This is a genomic window from Streptomyces sp. NPDC051567 (genome assembly GCF_044454165.1).
Lineage (GTDB): Bacteria > Actinomycetota > Actinomycetes > Streptomycetales > Streptomycetaceae > Streptomyces.
The window spans coordinates 59,706-78,865 of record NZ_JBITDK010000014.1 but is presented as its reverse complement, the minus strand read 5'-3'; the positions used below and the strand labels follow the sequence as shown (position 1 = coordinate 78,865).

General features: G+C 73.4%; 15 protein-coding genes and 2 pseudogenes. 10 read left to right on the top strand and 7 right to left on the bottom strand.

The window, feature by feature from the left end; genetic code table 11:
• Window positions 1–98 precede the first annotated feature (98 nt).
• On the top strand, window positions 99–1,289 hold the full coding sequence (locus ACIA5F_RS17605; RefSeq protein WP_399353829.1) for a spermidine/putrescine ABC transporter substrate-binding protein: 1,191 nt from the start codon (window positions 99–101) through the stop codon (window positions 1,287–1,289).
• Window positions 1,290–1,343: 54 nt separating this feature from the next.
• On the opposite strand, the gene ACIA5F_RS17600 is transcribed toward ACIA5F_RS17605, so the two are convergent.
• The 5 genes and pseudogenes from ACIA5F_RS17600 to ACIA5F_RS17580 form a co-directional block, all read right to left on the bottom strand.
• Window positions 1,344–2,561, bottom strand: coding sequence for a serine hydrolase domain-containing protein (locus ACIA5F_RS17600; protein WP_399353827.1), 1,218 nt, complete (start codon window positions 2,559–2,561; stop codon window positions 1,344–1,346).
• Window positions 2,562–2,706: 145 nt separating this feature from the next.
• Window positions 2,707–3,451: pseudogene (locus tag ACIA5F_RS17595) on the bottom strand (response regulator).
• Window positions 3,448–4,665 (bottom strand): sensor histidine kinase, encoded by a 1,218-nt coding sequence (locus tag ACIA5F_RS17590; protein WP_399353972.1) that lies wholly within the window; start codon window positions 4,663–4,665, stop codon window positions 3,448–3,450. Before ACIA5F_RS17590 ends, ACIA5F_RS17595 begins: the two are co-directional and overlap by 4 nt.
• A gap of 122 nt (window positions 4,666–4,787) precedes the next feature.
• Window positions 4,788–5,477, bottom strand: coding sequence for a glycerophosphodiester phosphodiesterase (locus tag ACIA5F_RS17585; RefSeq protein ID WP_399353825.1), 690 nt, complete (start codon window positions 5,475–5,477; stop codon window positions 4,788–4,790).
• A gap of 37 nt (window positions 5,478–5,514) precedes the next feature.
• Window positions 5,515–6,540, bottom strand: a complete 1,026-nt coding sequence (locus ACIA5F_RS17580; RefSeq protein WP_399353823.1) for an adenosine deaminase — start codon at window positions 6,538–6,540, stop codon at window positions 5,515–5,517.
• A gap of 382 nt (window positions 6,541–6,922) precedes the next feature.
• Here ACIA5F_RS17580 and ACIA5F_RS17575 point away from each other — a divergent pair, with 382 nt between their 5' ends.
• Complete coding sequence (locus ACIA5F_RS17575) at window positions 6,923–7,333, top strand: DUF4190 domain-containing protein (RefSeq protein WP_399353821.1); 411 nt, start codon at window positions 6,923–6,925, stop codon at window positions 7,331–7,333.
• Window positions 7,334–7,487: 154 nt separating this feature from the next.
• Here the strand turns inward: ACIA5F_RS17575 and ACIA5F_RS17570 are convergent, their stop codons facing one another.
• Window positions 7,488–8,042 (bottom strand): NADAR family protein, encoded by a 555-nt coding sequence (locus ACIA5F_RS17570; RefSeq protein WP_399353819.1) that lies wholly within the window; start codon window positions 8,040–8,042, stop codon window positions 7,488–7,490.
• Between the two features lie 194 nt (window positions 8,043–8,236).
• Between ACIA5F_RS17570 and ACIA5F_RS17565 the strand changes: the two genes are divergently transcribed.
• From ACIA5F_RS17565 to ACIA5F_RS17530, 8 genes and pseudogenes are all read left to right on the top strand, one after another.
• Entirely contained in the window at window positions 8,237–9,754 is a 1,518-nt protein-coding gene (locus ACIA5F_RS17565) for a gamma-aminobutyraldehyde dehydrogenase (RefSeq protein ID WP_399353970.1), read from the top strand.
• A gap of 74 nt (window positions 9,755–9,828) precedes the next feature.
• Window positions 9,829–11,076, top strand: a complete 1,248-nt coding sequence (locus ACIA5F_RS17560; protein WP_399353817.1) for a spermidine/putrescine ABC transporter substrate-binding protein — start codon at window positions 9,829–9,831, stop codon at window positions 11,074–11,076.
• 209 nt (window positions 11,077–11,285) lie between these two features.
• Complete coding sequence (locus tag ACIA5F_RS17555; RefSeq protein WP_399353815.1) at window positions 11,286–12,446, top strand: ABC transporter ATP-binding protein; 1,161 nt, start codon at window positions 11,286–11,288, stop codon at window positions 12,444–12,446.
• Window positions 12,443–13,378, top strand: a complete 936-nt coding sequence (locus ACIA5F_RS17550) for an ABC transporter permease (protein ID WP_399353813.1) — start codon at window positions 12,443–12,445, stop codon at window positions 13,376–13,378. The genes ACIA5F_RS17555 and ACIA5F_RS17550 overlap by 4 nt, the downstream gene beginning before the upstream one ends.
• Window positions 13,378–14,184, top strand: coding sequence for an ABC transporter permease (locus tag ACIA5F_RS17545; protein WP_399353811.1), 807 nt, complete (start codon window positions 13,378–13,380; stop codon window positions 14,182–14,184). The genes ACIA5F_RS17550 and ACIA5F_RS17545 overlap by 1 nt, the downstream gene beginning before the upstream one ends.
• 35 nt (window positions 14,185–14,219) lie before the next feature.
• Window positions 14,220–15,638 carry an NAD(P)/FAD-dependent oxidoreductase gene (locus ACIA5F_RS17540; protein WP_399353809.1) on the top strand — a complete coding sequence of 473 codons (1,419 nt, stop codon included), beginning with the start codon at window positions 14,220–14,222 and terminating at the stop codon, window positions 15,636–15,638.
• A gap of 166 nt (window positions 15,639–15,804) precedes the next feature.
• Window positions 15,805–16,245 (top strand): annotated as a pseudogene (locus ACIA5F_RS17535) (hypothetical protein); the annotation flags it as partial.
• A 259-nt stretch (window positions 16,246–16,504) separates the two neighbouring features.
• Window positions 16,505–18,298, top strand: coding sequence for a chitinase (locus tag ACIA5F_RS17530; protein WP_399353808.1), 1,794 nt, complete (start codon window positions 16,505–16,507; stop codon window positions 18,296–18,298).
• Here ACIA5F_RS17530 and ACIA5F_RS17525 read toward each other — a convergent pair.
• On the bottom strand, window positions 18,264–19,061 hold the full coding sequence (locus ACIA5F_RS17525; protein WP_399353806.1) for a phosphatase PAP2 family protein: 798 nt from the start codon (window positions 19,059–19,061) through the stop codon (window positions 18,264–18,266). The genes ACIA5F_RS17530 and ACIA5F_RS17525 overlap by 35 nt on opposite strands.
• Between the last annotated feature and the right edge of the window lie 99 nt (window positions 19,062–19,160).

Here is a 19,160-nt window from a genome sequence, read left to right as displayed (position 1 = left end):
GCGCCCGGCCGCCGACCGTTCACAGCAGGGTGCCGAAGGGGCGGGCAGTAGACAACATGTCTATTGCCCGCCCCCTCGCGTTCCCCGAGGCTGTGCCCATGCCTGAACTCGCCCTCTCCCGCCGTGCGGCGCTGCGCGGCCTCGGTGCCGCAGGCCTGACGGCCGCCCTCGCCGGCTGTGGCGTGCCCGCCGCCTACGTCCCCGAGGACCGGAGGGAAGGCCCCGACCACTCCGGCCGGGACCGGACCGTCTCCTTCTCCAACTGGCCGCTGTACATCGACACCAGCACCGACGACGGGGACGACGGCGAGGAGCGCAGGCCGACGCTGGACGCCTTCTCGGAGGCGACCGGCATCCGGGTCCGCTACACCGAGGAGATCAACGACAACGACGAGTTCTTCGGCAAGATCAGCCCGGCCCTGATGAACGGCCAGGAGACCGGCCACGACCTGGTGGTGGTCAGCGACTGGATGGCCGCCCGCTTCGTGCACCTGGGCTGGGCCCAGCGGATGGACCGCTCGGCGCAGTCCAACGTCGCCAGACACCTCGATCCGCAACTGCGCTCCCCCGCCTTCGACGAGGGACGGCTGCACACCGTCCCCTGGCAGTGCGGGATCACCGGCATCGCCTACGACCACGACGCCCTGGGCCGGGAGATCAGATCCGTCCAGGACCTGTGGCAACCGGACCTGGCGGGCAGGGTCACCCTCTTCTCCGGCCTCGACGAGTCCTTCGCCCTGCTGATGCAGGGCAACGGCGTGGACGTCACCCGGTGGACCGGGTCCGACTTCCACCGGATGTGCGACCAGGTCGAGGACCTGGTGCGCAGGAAGCACATCCGCCGCTTCACCGGCAACGACTACACCTCCGATCTCAGCAAGGGCGACGTCCTGGCCTGCCAGGCGTACTCCGGCGACGTCGTCCAGCTCCAGGCCGACAACCCCGGCATCCGGTTCGTGGTCCCCGAGGAAGGGGCCGAACTCTGGGCCGAGAGCCTCCTCGTCCCCAACCTGGCCCGGCACAAGAGCAACGCCGAGGCACTGATCGACCACTACTACGCCCCGGAGGTGGCCGCGCAGCTCGCCGCCTCCGTCAACTACGTCTGCCCCGTACCGGCCGCCCGCGAGATCCTGGCCGGCTCCGGCGACGCGGAGACCGCCGCCCTCGCCGAGAACCCGCTGATCTTCCCCGACGACGCGATGCGCGAACGGCTCGCCGTCGCCCGGGACATCTCCTCGGCCGAACGCCGTTCCTTCGCCGGGCGCTGGAACACCCTCGTCGGGCTCTGACCCCCCCGGCCCCACCCCCGGCCCGCCCCGGACCCGCCACCCCGGCCGGAGTGGTCACCTGGTGAAGGCCGCCATGAGGATGCCGGACGTCACCGGGTTCGCCTCCCGGCCCTTCGCGTCCGTGGCGTTGACCGAGTGGACCAGGGTGCGGGAGAGGTCGCGGGTGGAGCCGATCACGGTGCTGTAGCCGTGCCGGGCGCCCGTCTTGCCGTAGGCCACGGCGCCGCCCGGCAGGACGAACCGCTTCATCCCCGCCGTGTGCTCGGCCGCCTTCCCGGTCTCGAAGTCGGCGACCGCGGGCACCGTGAACATCTCCTCCAGCTGCGGCCGCGGCACGACCCGGCCGCCGAACAGGGCCACGGTGAAGCGCTCCAGGTCCGCCGTGGTCGATATGAGGTCCCCGGCGGCCCAGCTGGGCGAGGAGTTCCACTCGGTCACATCGACCAGCGCGGTGCCTCCGCCGGGCTTCTCCACCGTCTGGTAGCCGCGGTGGTGCGGCCCCGGTATCCGGGTCTGCGTACGGGACGGCAACGAGGTGTCGCACAGGCCCAGCGGCCTGATGATCCGTTCGGTCACGGCCCTGTCGTACGTCGTGCCCGTCACCTTCTCGATCAGCACGCCCAGGATCGTGTAGTCGATGTTCTGGTAGCGCTGCTTCTCGCCCGGCCGGAACGCGGGCCCCTTGGCGACGGCCGAGGCGATCAGCGCGTGCGGGTCGACCGCCTCGAACCGGTGCGCGTACTCGTCCGCGAAGGTGGGGCCCAGGCCGTCGGCCGGCCGGATGCCGCTCGTGTAGTTCAGCAGCTGCCGGACACTGACGGGTCCGAACCCCGCAGGGCCGCCCGGCAGCAGCCCCGGCAGGTACTCCTGCACCGGCCGGTCCAGAGCGACCTTGCCCTCGGCCGCCAGCTGGAGCACCACCGCCGAGGTGAAGGTCTTGGTCACCGAACCCGCCCGGAACCGGGCGTCCGCGACGGCCCCGCGCCCGGTACGCACGTCCGCGACACCGGAACGGCCCTGCCAGCCGCCGCTCGTGCCCCCCACCCGGACCAGGGCGGCCGTCGCGTCCCGGTGCCCCGCGCCGAGCCCCGCGATCGCCGCCCCCAGGGCCTGCGCGTCGGGCGGGGAGGAGAAGACAGGCGGGGCGGTACCGGCCGTGGCGCCCGCCGGGCCCGGCCCGGACGACGGGGCGGCGCGGGCCGCCGCGGCCGGCCCGGACACGAGGCCCAGGACCAGAGCGGCGGCGATCAGCGTGCGCGTGCGAGCGTTCATGACGGGACCCCCTGTGCGAGCTCCGGACGACCACCGCCCGGTGATCTCCATGCTGCTGGGCGCCGGGGTACTCGCGAATCCCCGGGAAGAGGGGTCTTCAGCGGTACGACAACTCCCTCCCGCGAGGGAGGCGACACGCCGCACCTCACTCCCGGGAGGGAGTACCCGCCCCCACTACCGCACCCGGCCCCACCCCGGCCGCGATCAGACCCGTCTCGTACGCGCAGATCACCGCCTGGACCCGGTCCCGCAGCCCCAGCTTCGCCAGCACCTGGCCCACATGCGACTTGACCGTGTGCCCGCTCACCACCAGCGCGGCGGCGATCTCCGCGTTCGACAGCCCCCGGCCCAGGTGCAGCAGCGTCTCCCGCTCCCGCGCGGTCAGCGACCCCAGCCGCCGCGCCGCCGCTGCCTCCGCCTCCGCCCGCGCCGCCGTCGCCGCTGCCTCCCCCGCCGGGGGCCGCGCCGTCGCCGCCGTGTACTCCTCGATCAGCCGTCGCGCCACCGAGGGCGCCAGCAGCGACTCGCCCGCCGCCACCACCCGTACCGCGTGGACCAGGTCGTCGCGCCGCACGTCCTTCAGCAGGAACCCGCTCGCGCCCGCGTGCAGCGCCTCGTACACGTACGCGTCCGAGTCGAAGGTGGTCAGCATGACCGTGCGGCACGCGCTCCCGGCCGAAGATCGTCCGGCACGCCTCGATCCCGTCCAGGACCGGCATCCGGATGTCCAGCAGGGCCACATCGGGCGCGAGGCGGCGGACCGCCGCCACGGCCGCCGCGCCGTCCCCGGCCTCCGCCACGACCTCGATGTCCTCCTGCGCGTCCAGGATCATCGCGAAGCCGCTGCGGACCAGCTCCTGGTCGTCGGCGACCACCACACGGATCGTCAATTGCCCACCTCCAGCGGCGAGGTTACAAGGACCGCCCGCACCCGGAAGCCGCGGCCGTCCGGCCCCGGTCCGGCCTCCGCCGTACCGCCGTGCGCGGCGGCCCGTTCCCGGATGCCGGCCAGCCCGTGTCCCCCGCCCCCGCCCCGGCGTCCGCCCGTGGCGCCGTCGTGCGCGGAAGGTCCCCTTCCGTCGTCCGTGACCGTCACCGTGAGCGTGTCCGGCCCGTAGTCGAGCACCACCGCGACCTCCCGGGCCCGCGCGTGCCGGACCACATTGGTCAGGGCCTCCTGCACCACCCGGTAGGCCGTCGTGTCGGCCGTCGCCGCCAGCGGACGCACCGTGCCCCGCCGCTCGTACGAGACCCCGGGCCCGCCCCGCCGCACCCGGTCCAGGAGCGCGGGCAGCGCCGCCACGCCCGGCTGCGGCGCGCGCGGCGCGGAGCCCGGCCGCCCAGGCGCCGCCGGACCCGGACCCGCGCCCGCCGCCCCCGCGTCCGCCGGACCCGCGCCCGTATCCGCCGGGCCCGTTCCCGCGCCGCCGCCCGGGGCCGGGCCGTCGTCCCGCAGCACCCCGAGCATCGTGCGCAACTGGGCCATCGCGTCCCGGCCGGTCTCCGAGATGGCCTCGAAGGCCGCCTCGGCCCGGTCCGGTGCCCGCCGCACCGCCACCGGACCGGCCTCGGCCTGCACGATCATGAGGCTGACCGCGTGCGAGAGGATGTCGTGCATCTCCCGCGCGATCCGGGCCCGTTCCCGCGCCGCCGCCTGCTCCGCCTCGACCCGGTTGGCGCGCTCCAGCTGCGCCGCCCGGTCCTCCACCGCCGCCGTGTACGCCTGCCGGGTGTACTGCAACCGCCCGAACACGTACGCCGCGCCCAGGACGAAGAGCGTGAAGAACAGCTCCCGCGCCGTCCCGGTGTTCCAGACGACGGCCGGCACGGCGGCCACGCTCCCGCACACCGACACCACCGCCCGCACCCGGCCCGGGCACCGCACCGCCACCGTGTAGAAGGCGACCAGTGCCGCGTACGGCAGCGGCTGCCCCGGCCCGTCGAGCCCCAGGTTGTAGGCGAAGCCCGCCAGTACGACCGCCGTCAGCACCGCGACCGGTGCCCGCGTGCGCCACAGCAGCGGCAGCACCCCGAGCGCGGTCACCCCGTACGCCGTCCAGCTCGGGTCCGACGCGCCCGCCGCCCGGGGGAGCACGAAAGGCATGGTGGAGGCGGCCTGGACGAGCGCCGTGAGCCCCAGGTCCACGGCCCGCGGCCGGGCCCGCCGGAACCGCTCCCCCAGGGAGGCCCTCAGGGAGCCCCCCGGGGCGGCCCCGAGGGCGCGTATCACCTGGCGGGCCGGGACCGGACGGCGATCAGCGCGTCCACCCGGTTCGTGGTGATCGAGTCCACCCCGGCCGCGACGAGGGCCCGCATCGTCCGCTTGGTGTCCGCCGTCCAGGCCGAGACCAGCAGGCCGTCCCGGTGCAGGGCGTCCGTCAGCTCCCGGCCGACCAGGCCGAAGCGGTAGTTGAGCCAGCGCGGGGCCACCGCGTCGGTCAGCACCCGGCGCGGCGGCGACAGCGTGGTCCAGGTCAGCGCGATCTCCGCGCCCGGATCGGCGGCGCGGACCGCCAGCACGGTGGCGGGGCCCGCGCAGTAGTACACGCGCTCGCGCGCCCCGCACTCGCGGACCACGCCGACGACGGCCCGCACCGCCCCGGGCGTGGCGCCCGGCAGGTCGATCATCAGCCGGCCCCCGCCGCCCGCCGCCAGCGCCTCGCGCAGCTCCGGGACCCCGCCGCCCGTCATCTCCCTGAGCTGCGGGGCAGTGACGGCGTCGAGCCGCACGTCATGGCCCCACAGCCGCTGGAGCGTCTCGTCGTGGAGGAGGACCGGCACCCCGTCCCGGGTCAGCCGGACGTCGATCTCGACCGCGTCCGCCCCCCGGGCGAAGGCGGAGCGGATCGAGGGCAGGGTGTTCTCACGGACACGGTAGGGATCGCCGCGGTGGCCGACGGCAGTCAGGGTGCGCATGGCCCCCATTCTCAGGGGCCGGAGGGATCAAGGGAATTCAGCGCGCGAGCCACGTGTCGGTGTACGCGTCGATCTCCGCGGCGAGCGCCGCCTTGCCCGCCGGGTCCAGGAAGGACGCCTCGACGGCGTTCTTCGCGAGCCGCGCGAGACCGCGCTCGTCCAGGCCGAGGAGACGGGCGGCGACCGCGTACTCGTTGTTGAGGTCGGAGCCGAACATCGGCGGGTCGTCGCTGTTGATGGTGACGAGCACGCCCGCCGCGACCATCTCCTTGACCGGGTGCTCGTCGAGGTCGGCGACCGCGCGGGTGGCGAGGTTGGAGGTCGGGCAGACCTCCAGCGCGATGCGGTGCTCGGCCAGGTACGCCAGCAGCTCCGGGTCGCGTACGGCGCTGGTGCCGTGGCCGATGCGCTCGGCGCCCAGCTCGCGGACGGCGTCCCAGACGGTCTCCGGGCCGGTGGTCTCCCCGGCGTGCGGGACGCTGTGCAGTCCGGCGGCGCGCGCCCGGTCGAAGTACGGCTTGAACTGCGGGCGCGGGACCCCGATCTCGGGGCCGCCGAGACCGAAGGAGACCAGGCCCTCGGGGCGCAGGTCGACGGCGAGCCGGGCCGTCTCGGCGGCGGCCTCCAGACCGGCCTCGCCCGGGATGTCGAAGCACCAGCGCAGGATGACGCCGAGCTCGCTCTCGGCGGCCTTGCGGGCGTCCTCGATGGCCGCCATGAACGCCTTCTCCTCGATCCCGCGGCTGGTGGAGGAGTACGGGGTGACGGTCAGCTCGGCGTAGCGGATGTTCTGCCGGGCCATGTCGCGGGCCACCTCGAAGGTGAGGTGGCGGACGTCGTCGGGGGTGCGGACCAGGTCCACGACGGAGAGGTAGACCTCGATGAAGTGCGCGAAGTCGGTGAAGGTGAAGTAGTCGGCGAGCGCCTCGGGGTCGGTGGGGACCTTCGAGTCGGGGTGGCGGGAGGCCAGTTCGGCCACGATGCGCGGGGAGGCCGAGCCGACGTGGTGGACGTGGAGTTCGGCCTTGGGCAGCCCCGCGATGAAGGGGTGCAGGTCGGTCATGTCAGTGCCTCCGGGGGGCGCGGGTGCGGTCGGTCGGGGCCTCATCGTAGGCAGCCCCGTGACGGTCGGTGGCAGCGCATAGCATGGCTGTACGAGAGGGGGGCGCCTCATGACCGATCACAGCCCCGAGCCGACCGATCCGTGGGCGCCGCCGGTGGATCAGGGCAAACAGCAGGGCGCGCCGGGCACCCCGGGTGCGCCGGGCATACCCGCCGTTCCGTCCCCGCCGCCGGGTTACGGGCCGCCCGTGCCCGCTCCGGGGCCGGCGGGAGGCGTCCCGCCGGTGTCCGGGCCGCCGCCGGTACCCGGGCCCGGTGGGGCCCCGGTCCCGCCCGCGCCGCTGCCGCACCCGGCGCCCCCCGGGCCCGTACCGCCGCCGCCCGTGACCGCGTACGGGCATCCGGGCGGGCCGTCCGTCCCGCAGGGGTACGGATATCCGGGGTACCCGGGCCAGGCCCCCTATCCGGTCCACGACCGGCCGAGCAACGGCTTCGGGGTCACCTCGCTCGTCCTCGGCATCCTCGCCGTCGTCGGGTGCTCCGCCGCCGTCTTCGCGACGGCGCTCGGCATCGGGGCGGTGGTCTTCGGGGCGCTCGGCAAGGGCAAGGCGAACCGGGGCGAGTCCACCAACGGCGGGATGGCGCTGGCCGGCATCATCCTGGGTGCGGTCGGCATCGTGCTGGGCGCCCTGATGACCGTGGTCGTCCTCATCGGTCTCATGGACCGCGGCCCGCTGGACGACTCCGGGTACGACGCCCCGTCCTCGGTCCTGCAGATACCCTCCGGGACGTGAGGTGACGGGACGCTGACACCGGCGGGGGAGCGGGCGCGGCGGGCAAGGGCCCGGGGAGCGGTGGCCGGACCGCGCCCGTGACGTGACGCCGGGTCCGCGCCCGCGCCCGTGCCGGTGTCCAGCGTGCCCGTGTGCCCGTGTGCCCGCCGCAGGCTCAGGCGGGGTCCGCCCGCAGCCGTGCGCGGGCCTCCATCAGCGCGAAGCCCAGCAGGTTCGGCCCGCGCCAGCGGGCCGGGTCCCGGACGCGCTCGTCGTCGGCCGCCAGGCCGATGCCCCAGACGCGGTCCAGCGGGCTCGCCTCGACCAGCACCCGGTCCCCGGTGGCCAGCAGGTAGGCGCGCAGCGCCGGGTCGGAGCCGAACTTGTGGACACTGCCCGCCACCACGATCGCGGACCGCTCCCGCACCCATATCGCCTCGTCGAAGCCGCGCACCCGCCGCCCGGCAGCCTTCGCCGCCCCCGGATTCCCCGCCCCCAGCGCCGCGCGCTCCGCCTCGGCGTCCCCGAACAGCCGGGCCTTGGCGGCCATCATCCAGTGCTCCGCCGTGGCATAACGCACCTCACCCACAGTGAAGGCGGATGGCCACCACTGGCTCAGACAGCCCGTGCCCAGCGCGCCGTCCGCCCGTGGACGGTGACCCCAGAACGGCAGGAACTTCACTCGCTCACCCCGGTTGACCTGCTTGATCAGCTCGTCGATCGTCTCCATGCACGCGAGTCTGGCAGTCGCCACGGACACTTCGTACGGGATTTCGCATGTGCCTCGACATATGGTCGACCGATTTCGTCGCGTAATCAAAAGGCAACAACGGAATCCCTTGGCGGGGGAGGACACCTCTGTCAGGATCGGCACTCAATTCGAGCGGTAGCTCGAACTGTGGCTACGGAGAACGTGAGAGCGTGATGGGCAACCGCTTCCAGGTCAGGGACCGCTTCGCGGACGGCGCGCAGTACATCGACGGCCGGCTCCGGTCCGGCACCTCGGGGCGGTCGCACACCGTCGTCGATCCCGCGACCGGCCGCGAGGTGCTCACCTACGAACTCGCGGGCACCGCGGACGTCGACGAAGCCGTCGCCGCCGCCGTCCGCGCCTTCCCGGCCTGGTCGGCCGCCACCCCCGGGGAGCGGTCGGACGCCCTGCACCGGCTGGCCGCCGTACTGGCCGGGCAGGCCGGGGACTTCGCGTACGCCGAGTCCCTCCAGTGCGGGAAGCCGCTGAAACTGTCCACGGAGTTCGACGTGCCGGGGACCGTCGACAACACCGCCTTCTTCGCCGGGGCCGCGCGCCACCTCCAGGGGCAGGCGGCGGCCGAGTACTCCGGCGACCACACCTCCTACGTACGCCGCGAGGCCATCGGGGTGATCGGCTCGATCGCACCCTGGAACTATCCGCTCCAGATGGCCGCCTGGAAGATCCTCCCGGCGATCGCCGCGGGCAACACGATCGTCCTCAAGCCCGCCGAACTCACCCCGCTGACCTCCCTGATGTTCGCGCGGGCGGCCACGGAGGCGGGGCTGCCCGACGGCGTGGTCAACATCGTCACCGGCGCCGGGCGGGACGCGGGCGAGCACCTGGTGGGCCACCCGGACGTGGTGATGACCTCCTTCACCGGCTCCACCGCCGTCGGCAGGCGGGTCGCCGAGATCGCCACCGCCACCGTCAAACGGCTCCACCTGGAGCTCGGCGGCAAGGCGCCCTTCCTCGTCTTCGACGACGCCGACCTGGAGGCCGCCGCGCACGGGGCCGTCGCCGCCTGCCTCATCAACAGCGGCCAGGACTGCACCGCCGCCACCCGCGCCTACGTCCAGCGGCCCCTGCACGACGCCTTCGTCGCCCGCGTCGCCGAGCTGATGGAGACCGTCCGCGTGGGCGACCCCTTCGCCCCCGGCACCGACCTCGGCCCGCTCGTCTCCCACGCCCACCGCGACCGGGTCGCCGCCTTCGTCGAGCGGGCCCGCGCGTACGCCACCGTCGTCACCGGCGGCGAGGCCCCCGGCGGCGAGCTGGAGGCGGGCGCCTACTACCGGCCCACCCTCATCACCGGGGCGGCCCAGGACAGCGAGGTCGTCCAGTGCGAGATCTTCGGCCCGGTCCTCGCCGTCCTGCCCTTCGACACCGACGACGAGGGCATCGCGCTGGCCAACGACACCCCGTACGGACTCGCCGCCTCCGCCTGGAGCCGTGACGTCTACCGGGCGAACCGCGCCACCCGCGAGCTGAAGGCGGGCTGCGTCTGGGTCAACGACCACGTCCCGATCATCAGCGAGATGCCCCACGGGGGCTACAAGGCGAGCGGCTTCGGCAAGGACATGAGCACCTATTCCTTCGAGGAATACACGCAGGTCAAGCATGTGATGTTCGACAACACCGCAGTCGCCGCGAAGGACTGGCACCGCACGGTCTTCGGGGACCGCGCCTGACGGCGCGCGGCCTCTGCCGCGTGGCATCAGGCCGCCTCACCGGTGGCGCACCCATCTCCGAAAGGGCACAGCGCATGGAGCAGTTCGAGCCCGACCGCCTCTCGGGGGCGCGACGCGCCGCGATGCGGCGCAGCCTCACCGGCGGCCGGGGCGCCCTCACCCGCCGCTCGCTGCTGCGGGCCGGCGGGGCCGGGGCACTCACCCTCGGCGGCCTGTCCGTCCTCACCGCCTGCGGCATCCCGCCCGCCCGGCGCGAGTCCACGGCGGCGGCCTCCGACGACCGCTCGGAACAGGAGAAGGAGGTCGTCTTCTCCAACTGGACCGAGTACATGGACACCGGTGAGGACGAGAAGTCCCGTCCGACCCTGGAGGAGTTCACCCGCCGGACCGGGATCGGGGTCACGTACACCGAGGACGTCAACGACAACGTCGAGTTCTTCGGCAAGATCCGCCCGCAGCTCGCGGCCGGCCAGGAGACCGGCCGTGACCTGATCGTCGTCACCGACTGGCTCGCCGCCCGCATGATCCGGCTCGGCTGGGCGCAGAAGCTGGACGCCTCCCGCCTCCCGCACGCCTTCGCCCACCTCTCCCCGCAGTTCCGCAGCCCCGACTGGGACCCGGGCCGCGCGTACAGCTACCCCTGGACCGGGATATCGACCGTCATCGCCTACAACGCCAGGGCCACCGAAGGCCGGCGGGTCGACTCCGTCACCCAGCTGCTCGACGATCCCACCCTCAAGGGCCGGGTCGGTCTCCTCACCGAGATGCGCGACACCGTCGGCATGACCCTGCTCGACCAGGGCAAGGACCCGGCGTCCTTCACCACCGCCGATTTCGACGAGGCCGTCGGGCGCCTCCAGAAGGGCGTGGACAAGAAGCAGATCCGCCGCTTCACCGGCAACGACTACACCGCGGACCTCGACAAGGGCGACCTCGCCGCCTGTCTCGCCTGGGCCGGGGACGTCATCCAGCTCCAGGCCGGGAACCCGGACATCAAGTACGCGATCCCCGCCGCCGGGTACATCACCTCCAGCGACAACCTGCTGGTCCCCGCCGGGGCCCGGCACAAGGCCAACGCCGAGAGGCTCGTGGACTACTACTACGAGCTGCCGGTCGCCGCCCGGCTGGCCGCGTACATCAGCTACGTCTGCCCGGTCGAGGGCGTCGCGGAGGAACTCGCCAAGATCGACCCCGCGCTGGCGGGCAACACCCTGATCGTCCCGGACAAGGCGATGACCGCCACGTCCCACGCCTTCCGCTCCCTGAGCGGCGAGGAGGAGACGGCGTACGAGGAGAAGTTCGCCGGACTCATCGGCGCCTGACCCCCCTGCCACGCCGGGCCCCTGTCACCTTCCCACCGTCCCGTGCCCCGCCCCGTACGGCACACCCGCAACCCCCGCACCCCGCGCCTCACGGCGGGCCCCGGAGGACCCGGGCACCGCCCGGCCGGACGGCTCCGGCGGCGGCGCGTCCCGGCCGGACGGCTCCGGCGGGCCACCGACCCTTCCCCACCCAACCCCGGGACCCATCCATGACTGACAAGACCGCGGGCGGCGATGTCCGCCTCACCGGGATCAGCAAGCACTACGGCTCCTTCACCGCCGTGCACCCGCTGGACCTCACCGTCCCCCAGGGCTCCTTCTTCGCCCTGCTCGGCGCCTCGGGCTGCGGGAAGACCACCACCCTGCGCATGATCGCCGGTCTGGAGGACCCTTCCACCGGCACGGTCCACCTCGGCGAACGGGAGGTCACCCACCTGCCGCCGTACAAGCGCCCGGTCAACACGGTCTTCCAGAGCTACGCCCTCTTCCCGCACCTGGACATCTTCGAGAACATCGCCTTCGGGCTCCGCCGCCGGGGCGTCACGTCCGTCCGCAAGCAGGTCGAGGAGATGCTGGAGCTGGTCCAGCTCGGCGCCTTCGCCCGGCGCAAGCCGCACCAGCTCTCCGGCGGCCAGCAACAGCGCGTCGCCGTCGCCCGGGCCCTGATCAACCGCCCGCAGGTGCTCCTCCTCGACGAGCCGCTCGGCGCCCTCGACCTCAAGCTCCGCCGCCGGATGCAGCTGGAGCTCAAGCGCATCCAGACCGAGGTCGGCATCACCTTCGTCCACGTCACCCACGACCAGGAGGAGGCCATGACCATGGCCGACACGGTCGCCGTGATGAACGGGGGCCGGGTCGAGCAGCTGGGCGACCCGGCCGAGCTGTACGAGAACCCGCGCACCACCTTCGTCGCCAACTTCCTCGGCACCTCCAACCTCATCGAGGCAGCGGTGGAGTCGGCCGGGACGGAGGTCCTCGTCCGCGCCCGCGGAACGCGGCTGAGGCTGCCCGCGGCCCGATGTCCGGGCACCCCCCAGGCCGGCGGGACACTGCTGGTCGGGGTGCGCCCGGAGAAGATATCCCTGCTCCCGGCGGCGGAAGGGCACACCGTCGCGGAGGGCCGGAACAAGATCACCGGCCGGATCACCTCCTCCTCCTTCACCGGGGTCTGCACCCAGTACGTCGTCGACGGCCCGGCCTGCCCCGGGCTGGAGGTCTACGCCCAGAACATCGAACGCGACACCCGCCTCACCCCCGGCGCCGAGGTCGTCCTGCACTGGAACCCCGCACACACCTTCGGCCTCGACGCGGGCCACCAGGCGGGCGCGGGCACCGGGACGGACGCCGGGACGGCCGGGGAGGGCGCGTGAGCACCACCGCGCCGCCGGCCCAGGCACCCGCACCCGCCCCCGCCGGGCCCCCGGTCCACCGGGCCTCGGCCCGCAAGCGGCTGGTCCCGTACTGGCTGCTGCTCCCCGGCATCCTGTGGCTGCTGGTCTTCTTCGTCCTGCCGATGGCCTACCAGGCGTCCACCTCGGTCCAGACCGGCTCCCTCGAAGAGGGGTTCACGGTCACCTGGCACTTCGCGACCTACTGGGACGCCCTGACCGGCTACCTCCCGCAGTTCCTGCGCTCCCTGCTCTACGCGGGCACCGCGACCGCGCTGTGCCTGCTGCTCGGCTACCCGCTGGCCTACCTGATCGCCTTCCGGGCGGGCCGCTGGCGCCACGTCCTGCTGGTCCTGGTCATCGCCCCGTTCTTCACCAGCTTCCTCATCCGCACCCTGGCCTGGAAGACGATCCTGGCGGACGGCGGGCCGGTGGTCGGCGCCCTGAACACCTTGCACGTCCTCGACGTCACCAGCTGGCTCGGCATGACCGAGGGGGACCGGGTCCTGGCCACGCCGCTCGCGGTGGTCTGCGGCCTGACGTACAACTTCCTCCCCTTCATGATCCTGCCGCTCTACACCTCGCTGGAGCGCGTCGACACCCGCCTGCACGAGGCCGCAGGGGACCTGTACGCCCGCCCCGCCACGGTCTTCCGGAAGGTGACCTTCCCGCTCTCCCTGCCGGGCGTGGTCTCCGGGACCCTGCTCACCTTCATCCCGGCCAGCGGCGACTACGTCAACGCCGAACTGCTCGGCTCCACCGACACCCGCATGATCGGCAACGTCATCCAGTCGCAGTACCTGCGCGTCCTGGACTACCCGACGGCCGCCGCGCTCTCCTTCATCCTCATGGCCGTCGTCCTGGTCATGGTCACCTTCTACATCCGCCGCGCGGGGACGGAGGACCTGGTCTGATGCGTACACCCCTCGCCTGGCTGCGGCGCAACCTGGTCGTGCTCGCCGGCCTCGCCACCCTCGCGTACCTGATCCTGCCCAACGTCGTCGTGACCGTCTTCTCCTTCAACGACCCCGCCGGGCGCTTCAACTACGCCTGGCGGGAGTTCTCGCTCGACGCGTGGAAGGACCCCTGCGGCGTCGCCGACCTGTGCTCCTCGCTCGCCCTCTCGCTCCAGATCGCCCTGTGGGCCACGCTCGCCGCGACCGCCCTCGGCACGGCCATCGCCTTCGCGCTGGTGCGCTACCGCTTCCGGGCGCGTGGCGCGGTCAACTCGCTGATCTTCCTGCCGATGGCCATGCCCGAGATCGTGATGGCCGCCTCGCTGCTCGCCCTCTTCCTCAACATGGGCGTCCGGCTGGGCTTCTGGACGATCCTGATCGCCCACATCATGTTCTGCCTCAGCTTCGTCGTCGCCGCCGTCAAGGCGAGGGTCCTGTCCATGGACCCCCGGCTGGAGGAGGCCGCCCGCGACCTCTACGCGGGCCCGGTGCAGACCTTCGTCCGGGTGACGCTGCCGATCGCGGCCCCCGGGATCGCGGCGGGCGCGCTGCTCTCCTTCGCGCTCTCCTTCGACGACTTCATCATCACCAACTTCAACTCGGGCAACACCGTGACCTTCCCCATGTTCGTCTGGGGATCGGCCCAGCGCGGTACACCCGTCCAGATCAACGTCATCGGTACGGCGATGTTCGTCATCGCGGTCCTGGTGGTCCTCGCCGGCCAGTTCGTCGGCAACCGTCGCAAGAAGGCACGACCCGCATAACCGTTGACCGTCTTTCCCGTAGGGAGTTGGAAGACATGGCCCCAGTCGCCATGCGCACCGCCGCACGATCCCTTTCCGAAGCACTGCCGGTCCCGTACTGGCTGGACGACCCCGGCAAGCCCGCCCCGCGGCCGGCCCTCACCGGTGACGAGCGGTGCGACCTGCTCGTCGTCGGCGGCGGCTACAGCGGCCTGTGGACCGCGCTGCTCGCCAAGGAGCGCGACCCCGCCCGGGACGTCGTCCTGATCGAGGGCCACGAGGTGGGCTGGGCCGCCTCGGGCCGCAACGGCGGCTTCTGCGCCGCCTCCCTCACCCACGGCCTCGCCAACGGCCTCGCCCGCTGGCCCGGTGAACTGGCCGCGCTGGAGGAGCTCGGCGCGCGCAACCTCGACGCCATCGAGGCGGCCGTCGCCCGCTACGGCATCGACTGCGACTTCGAACGCACCGGCGAGATCGACGTGGCCACCGCACCCCACCAGGTCGGGGAGTTGCGCGCACTCCACGCCGAGGCCACCCGGCTCGGCCTGGCCGGCGGCACCGAATGGCTGGATCGCGACGCCCTGCGCGCCGAGGTCGACTCACCCACCTTCCTCGGCGGCCTCTGGGACCGCGAGGGCGTCGCCATGCTCCACCCGGCGAAGCTCGCCTGGGGCCTCAAGCGGGCCTGCCTCGGCCTCGGGGTGCGGATCTACGAGCACACGCGCGGCCTGGAACTGGCCGCGTCCGGGGCCGGCACGGCCGTCCGCACCCCCTACGGCCGGGTCTTCGCCCGCCGGGTGGCCCTGGGCACCAACATCTTCCCCTCGCTGGTCAAGCGGGTGCGCCCGCTGACCGTCCCGGTCTACGACTACGCGCTGATGACCGAGCCGCTCACCGAGGCCCAGCTCGACTCCGTCGGCTGGCGGGGCCGCCAGGGGCTCGGCGACAGCGCCAACCAGTTCCACTACTTCCGGATCACCCCCGAGCGCCGCATCCTGTGGGGCGGCTACGACGCGGTCTACCCGTACGGCGGCAGGCTCGACTCCGCCCACGACCACCGCCCCGAGACGTACCTGACGCTCGCGGAGCACTTCTTCACCTGCTTCCCCCAGCTGGAGGGGGTGAGTTTCAGCCATGCGTGGGGCGGGGCGATCGACACCTGCTCGCGCTTCTCGGCCTTCTTCGGCACCGCGTACGCCGGGAAGGTGGCCTACGCGGCCGGGTACACCGGGCTCGGCGTCGGCGCCACCCGGTTCGGCGCGGACGTGATGCTGGACCTCCTCTCCGGGGAGCGGACCGCGCGCACGGAGCTGGAGATGGTCCGCTCCAAGCCCCTGCCGTTCCCGCCGGAGCCCCTCGCCTGGACCGGGATCGCGCTCACCAAGTGGTCGCTGGCCCGCGCGGACCGCCGCGGCGGCCACCGGAACCTGTGGCTCAGGACGCTGGACCGCTTCGGCCTCGGCTTCGACAGCTGAGCCCCGGCACCGGCCCCGGCACCGGACCGGCTCTCCGGCGGCTCCCGCCGCCGGGGTGTGACCGGCTTCACCACCACGGGACGGCACAACCCGCGTCATAGCCACGCCCGGCCCCGCTCTCTGCGGGTGAGAACCCTTCACCCCGACAGCGAACGGAGGCCGGGCGATGACGATCCCGGAGGCCAGGGCGGCAGTGGAATGGCTGGTATCGGTGGCGCCGGACCCGGGCGCCTGCCGGTGGGAGTGGGAGCGCAACCCCCTCGGGGTCGCCCTGCTGCCCGCCGGCCGGGGCTGGGACGTACTGATCGTGCCGGGGGAGCTGGGGTGGCCCGCCCTCGACGTGCTCAGCCGGCTCGTGGACCGGCCCGGCCCGGTCCTCGCCGACTTCGGCGGCGCCCGGCTGGGCTTCTTCGTCCCCCCGGGCACGGCGTCCCGCTGGGTCGGTACGGGCGTACGGGGAGCCGGGACCGGGACCTGGATCGTGGTCCCGTACCCCGGCCGGGCGACGGGCGGGGTGCGCTGGCTGGTCCTCCCGGACGGCCGGGGGACGCTGACCGACCCGGCCGTGCTGGAGCTCGCGCTGCACGAGGCCGCGGCGTCGGCGGCGACGACGGCGACGGCGGTCACCCAGGGTGAGGCGACGCGGGGTGCCACCCAGGGCCCGGCGCGGACCGGGGCATGGGGGGTGACACGTGAACCGTCACACGATCCGTCACGTGAACCGTCACGTGATCCGGAACCCCCCGGGCGGACCGAGCGGACGGAGGAGGGCCGGAAGCCTTGACAGGGCCATTGGTCTGGACCATCTTGGGCGCCGCTGGAACCCTCCATCCCCCCATGTTCCGGAGGCAGTTGTGCGCAGAGCCATGTCCCTCCTCACGGCCGCCGCCCTCGCGGTGGCCGGTCTCCTCGCCGCGGGCCCGCCGGCCACGGCCGCGGACGCCGACCTCGCCCGCAACGGCGGTTTCGAAGCCGGCCTCACCGGCTGGAGCTGCTCCCCGGGTACCGCGGCCACCGTCACCACGCCCGTCCACGGCGGCGCCTCCGCCCTCAGGGCCACCCCGGCCGGGCAGGACAACGCCCGCTGCTCCCAGAGCGTCACGGTCAAGCCCGACTCGACGTACACTCTCGCCGCCTGGGTGCAGGGCGCGTACGTCTACCTCGGCGCGGCCGGGACCGGCACCACCGACGTGTCGGCCTGGACGCAGACCCCGGGCGCCTGGAAGCAGCTGAGCACCACCTTCCGCACCGGCCCGGCGACCACCTCGGTGACCGTCTACACCCACGGCTGGTTCGGCCAGCCCGCCCACTTCACGGACGACGTGACGGTCGTCGGCCCCGACCCCGGCGGCCCCGGCGGGCCCCAGATCCCGGCCGCCCCCACCGGCCTGACCGGGTCCGCGGCCTCCCCGACCTCGGTCGCCCTCTCCTGGGCGGCCGTGCCGGGCGCGACCTCGTACCAGGTCCACCGCGACGGAGCCCTGCCCCTGGCCGTGACCACCGCCTCGGCCGCGGTCACCGGACTCGCCGCGTCCACGACGTACGCCTTCCAGGTCACCGCCGTGAACGCGGCGGGCGAGTCCCCGCGCAGCGCCCCCGTCTCCGTCACCACGACGAGCGACGGCAACCCCGGCAACCCGGGCATCCCCTCCCGCGCGCTCGTCGGCTACCTGCACGCGAGCTTCGCCAACGGCTCCGGCTACCTGCGGATGGCCGACGTGCCCGCCTCCTGGGACGTCATCAACCTCGCCTTCGGCGAACCGACCTCGGTCACCTCGGGCGACATCCGCTTCTCGCTCTGCCCGGTGAGCCAGTGCCCCAACGTGGAGTCGCCCGCCGAGTTCAAGGCGGCGATCAAGGCCAAGCAGGCGGCGGGCAAGAAGGTCCTGATCTCGATCGGCGGCCAGAACGGCCAGGTCCAGCTCGGGACCACGGCCGCCCGTGACGCCTTCGTCTCCTCCGTCAGCAAGATCATCGACGAGTACGGTCTCAACGGCCTGGACATCGACTTCGAGGGCCACTCCCTCTCCCTGGCCACCGGCGACACCGACTTCCGCGCCCCCACCACCCCGGTGATCGTCAACCTGATCACGGCCGTCAAGACCCTCAAGGCCCGCTACGGCCCGGCCTTCGTCCTGACCATGGCCCCGGAGACCTTCTTCGTCCAGCTCGGCTACCAGTTCTACGGCTCCGGCCCCTGGGGCGGCCAGGACCCGCGCGCCGGGTCCTACCTCCCGGTCATCCACGCCCTGCGCGACGACCTCACCCTGCTCCACGTCCAGGACTACAACTCCGGCCCGATCATGGGCCTCGACAACCAGTACCACTCCATGGGCGGCGCGGACTTCCACATCGCCATGAACGACATGCTGCTCACCGGCTTCCCGGTCGCGGGCAACGCCGCCCGCTTCTTCCCGCCGCTGCGCGCCCAGCAGATCGCCATCGGCCTCCCGGCCACCCCGAACGCGGGCAACGGCCACACCACGCCCGCCGAGGTGAACAAGGCGCTGGACTGCCTGCGGACGAAGACCAACTGCGGCAGCTACCAGACCCACGGCACCTGGCCCGACCTGCGCGGCCTGATGACCTGGTCGATCAACTGGGACCGCTTCGGCGGAGGGGAGTTCAGCCGGAACTTCGACGCCTACTTCGGCCGCTGAACCACCCCGCCACCAGCAGGAGCGGTACGCAGAGCAGCCAGCTGGCCAGCACGTCCAGGGGCCAGTGGAAACCGCGCAGGACCAGCCCGGCGCCCGTCGCCCCCGTCAGCACGAGGGCGACGGGCACCGGCCAGGCCCGCCGGGTGTACGGGCGTACGAGCAGGGCCGCGCCGAGGTAGGCGACGGCCGAGGTGGCCGTGTGCCCCGAGGGGAAGTACCCCGCGGCCCAGGGTTCCAGCGGCCCCGGGCGGGCCGTCCACTCCTTCAGCGGGACGACCAGGGCCGGGACCAGCGCCATGGCCAGCCCCGCGGCCAGGGCCCCGCGCCGGTCGCCGCGCCACGCGGCGTACGCCATGGCCAGGAGCAGGACGGGCAGCGCGACCGGAAGGCCGCCGAGGTCGGCGAGGGGTTCGGTGACCGCGTCGGGGACCGTACGGACCAGGGCCCGGCCGAGCCGGACGTCCGGGGAGAGCAGCGGACCGGCGGTCAGGACCTGCCAGGTGATCAGGGCGAGTGCCACCAGGCAGAGCCCCGCCGGCAGGAACCCCCGTACGAGGGGGGAGCGAAGGGCCGGCCGCCCCGGAACAGGGGGGATGGTTCCGGGGCGGCCGGCCGGACCGGGTCGCCGTACGCCCCGGGGGGTCTGGGGCGGACGGCCGTCCGATCGGTGAGGAGTGTGCGCGAACGCACGCCCGGTGCGGCGCTGGGGAAGCCCGGTACCGGTGTCGCCCACGGTTTCCCGGGAGCGGGGTGTCTCACTCATCTGCAGAAACCGTACGCCAGCGGAAGGGGGACCGACAGCGGGAACGTGCTCCCGCCATCGGCCCCCCACACCTTCTTCACAGCGCCCGCCCGTTACCGT

Excerpts from the sequence above, each read along its gene's own strand:
- ACIA5F_RS17605 (WP_399353829.1), top strand. The coding sequence starts at position 99 with ATGCCTGAACTCGCCCTCTCCCGCCGTGCGGCGCTGCGCGGCCTCGGT.
- ACIA5F_RS17600 (WP_399353827.1), bottom strand. The coding sequence starts at position 2,561 with ATGAACGCTCGCACGCGCACGCTGATCGCCGCCGCTCTGGTCCTGGGC.
- ACIA5F_RS17590 (WP_399353972.1), bottom strand. The coding sequence starts at position 4,665 with ATGCCTTTCGTGCTCCCCCGGGCGGCGGGCGCGTCGGACCCGAGCTGG.
- ACIA5F_RS17585 (WP_399353825.1), bottom strand. The coding sequence starts at position 5,477 with ATGCGCACCCTGACTGCCGTCGGCCACCGCGGCGATCCCTACCGTGTC.
- ACIA5F_RS17580 (WP_399353823.1), bottom strand. The coding sequence starts at position 6,540 with ATGACCGACCTGCACCCCTTCATCGCGGGGCTGCCCAAGGCCGAACTC.
- ACIA5F_RS17570 (WP_399353819.1), bottom strand. The coding sequence starts at position 8,042 with ATGGAGACGATCGACGAGCTGATCAAGCAGGTCAACCGGGGTGAGCGA.
- ACIA5F_RS17565 (WP_399353970.1), top strand. The coding sequence starts at position 8,237 with ATGGGCAACCGCTTCCAGGTCAGGGACCGCTTCGCGGACGGCGCGCAG.
- ACIA5F_RS17560 (WP_399353817.1), top strand. The coding sequence starts at position 9,829 with ATGGAGCAGTTCGAGCCCGACCGCCTCTCGGGGGCGCGACGCGCCGCG.
- ACIA5F_RS17555 (WP_399353815.1), top strand. The coding sequence starts at position 11,286 with ATGACTGACAAGACCGCGGGCGGCGATGTCCGCCTCACCGGGATCAGC.
- ACIA5F_RS17545 (WP_399353811.1), top strand. The coding sequence starts at position 13,378 with ATGCGTACACCCCTCGCCTGGCTGCGGCGCAACCTGGTCGTGCTCGCC.
- ACIA5F_RS17540 (WP_399353809.1), top strand. The coding sequence starts at position 14,220 with ATGGCCCCAGTCGCCATGCGCACCGCCGCACGATCCCTTTCCGAAGCA.
- ACIA5F_RS17530 (WP_399353808.1), top strand. The coding sequence starts at position 16,505 with ATGTCCCTCCTCACGGCCGCCGCCCTCGCGGTGGCCGGTCTCCTCGCC.
- ACIA5F_RS17525 (WP_399353806.1), bottom strand. The coding sequence starts at position 19,061 with ATGAGTGAGACACCCCGCTCCCGGGAAACCGTGGGCGACACCGGTACC.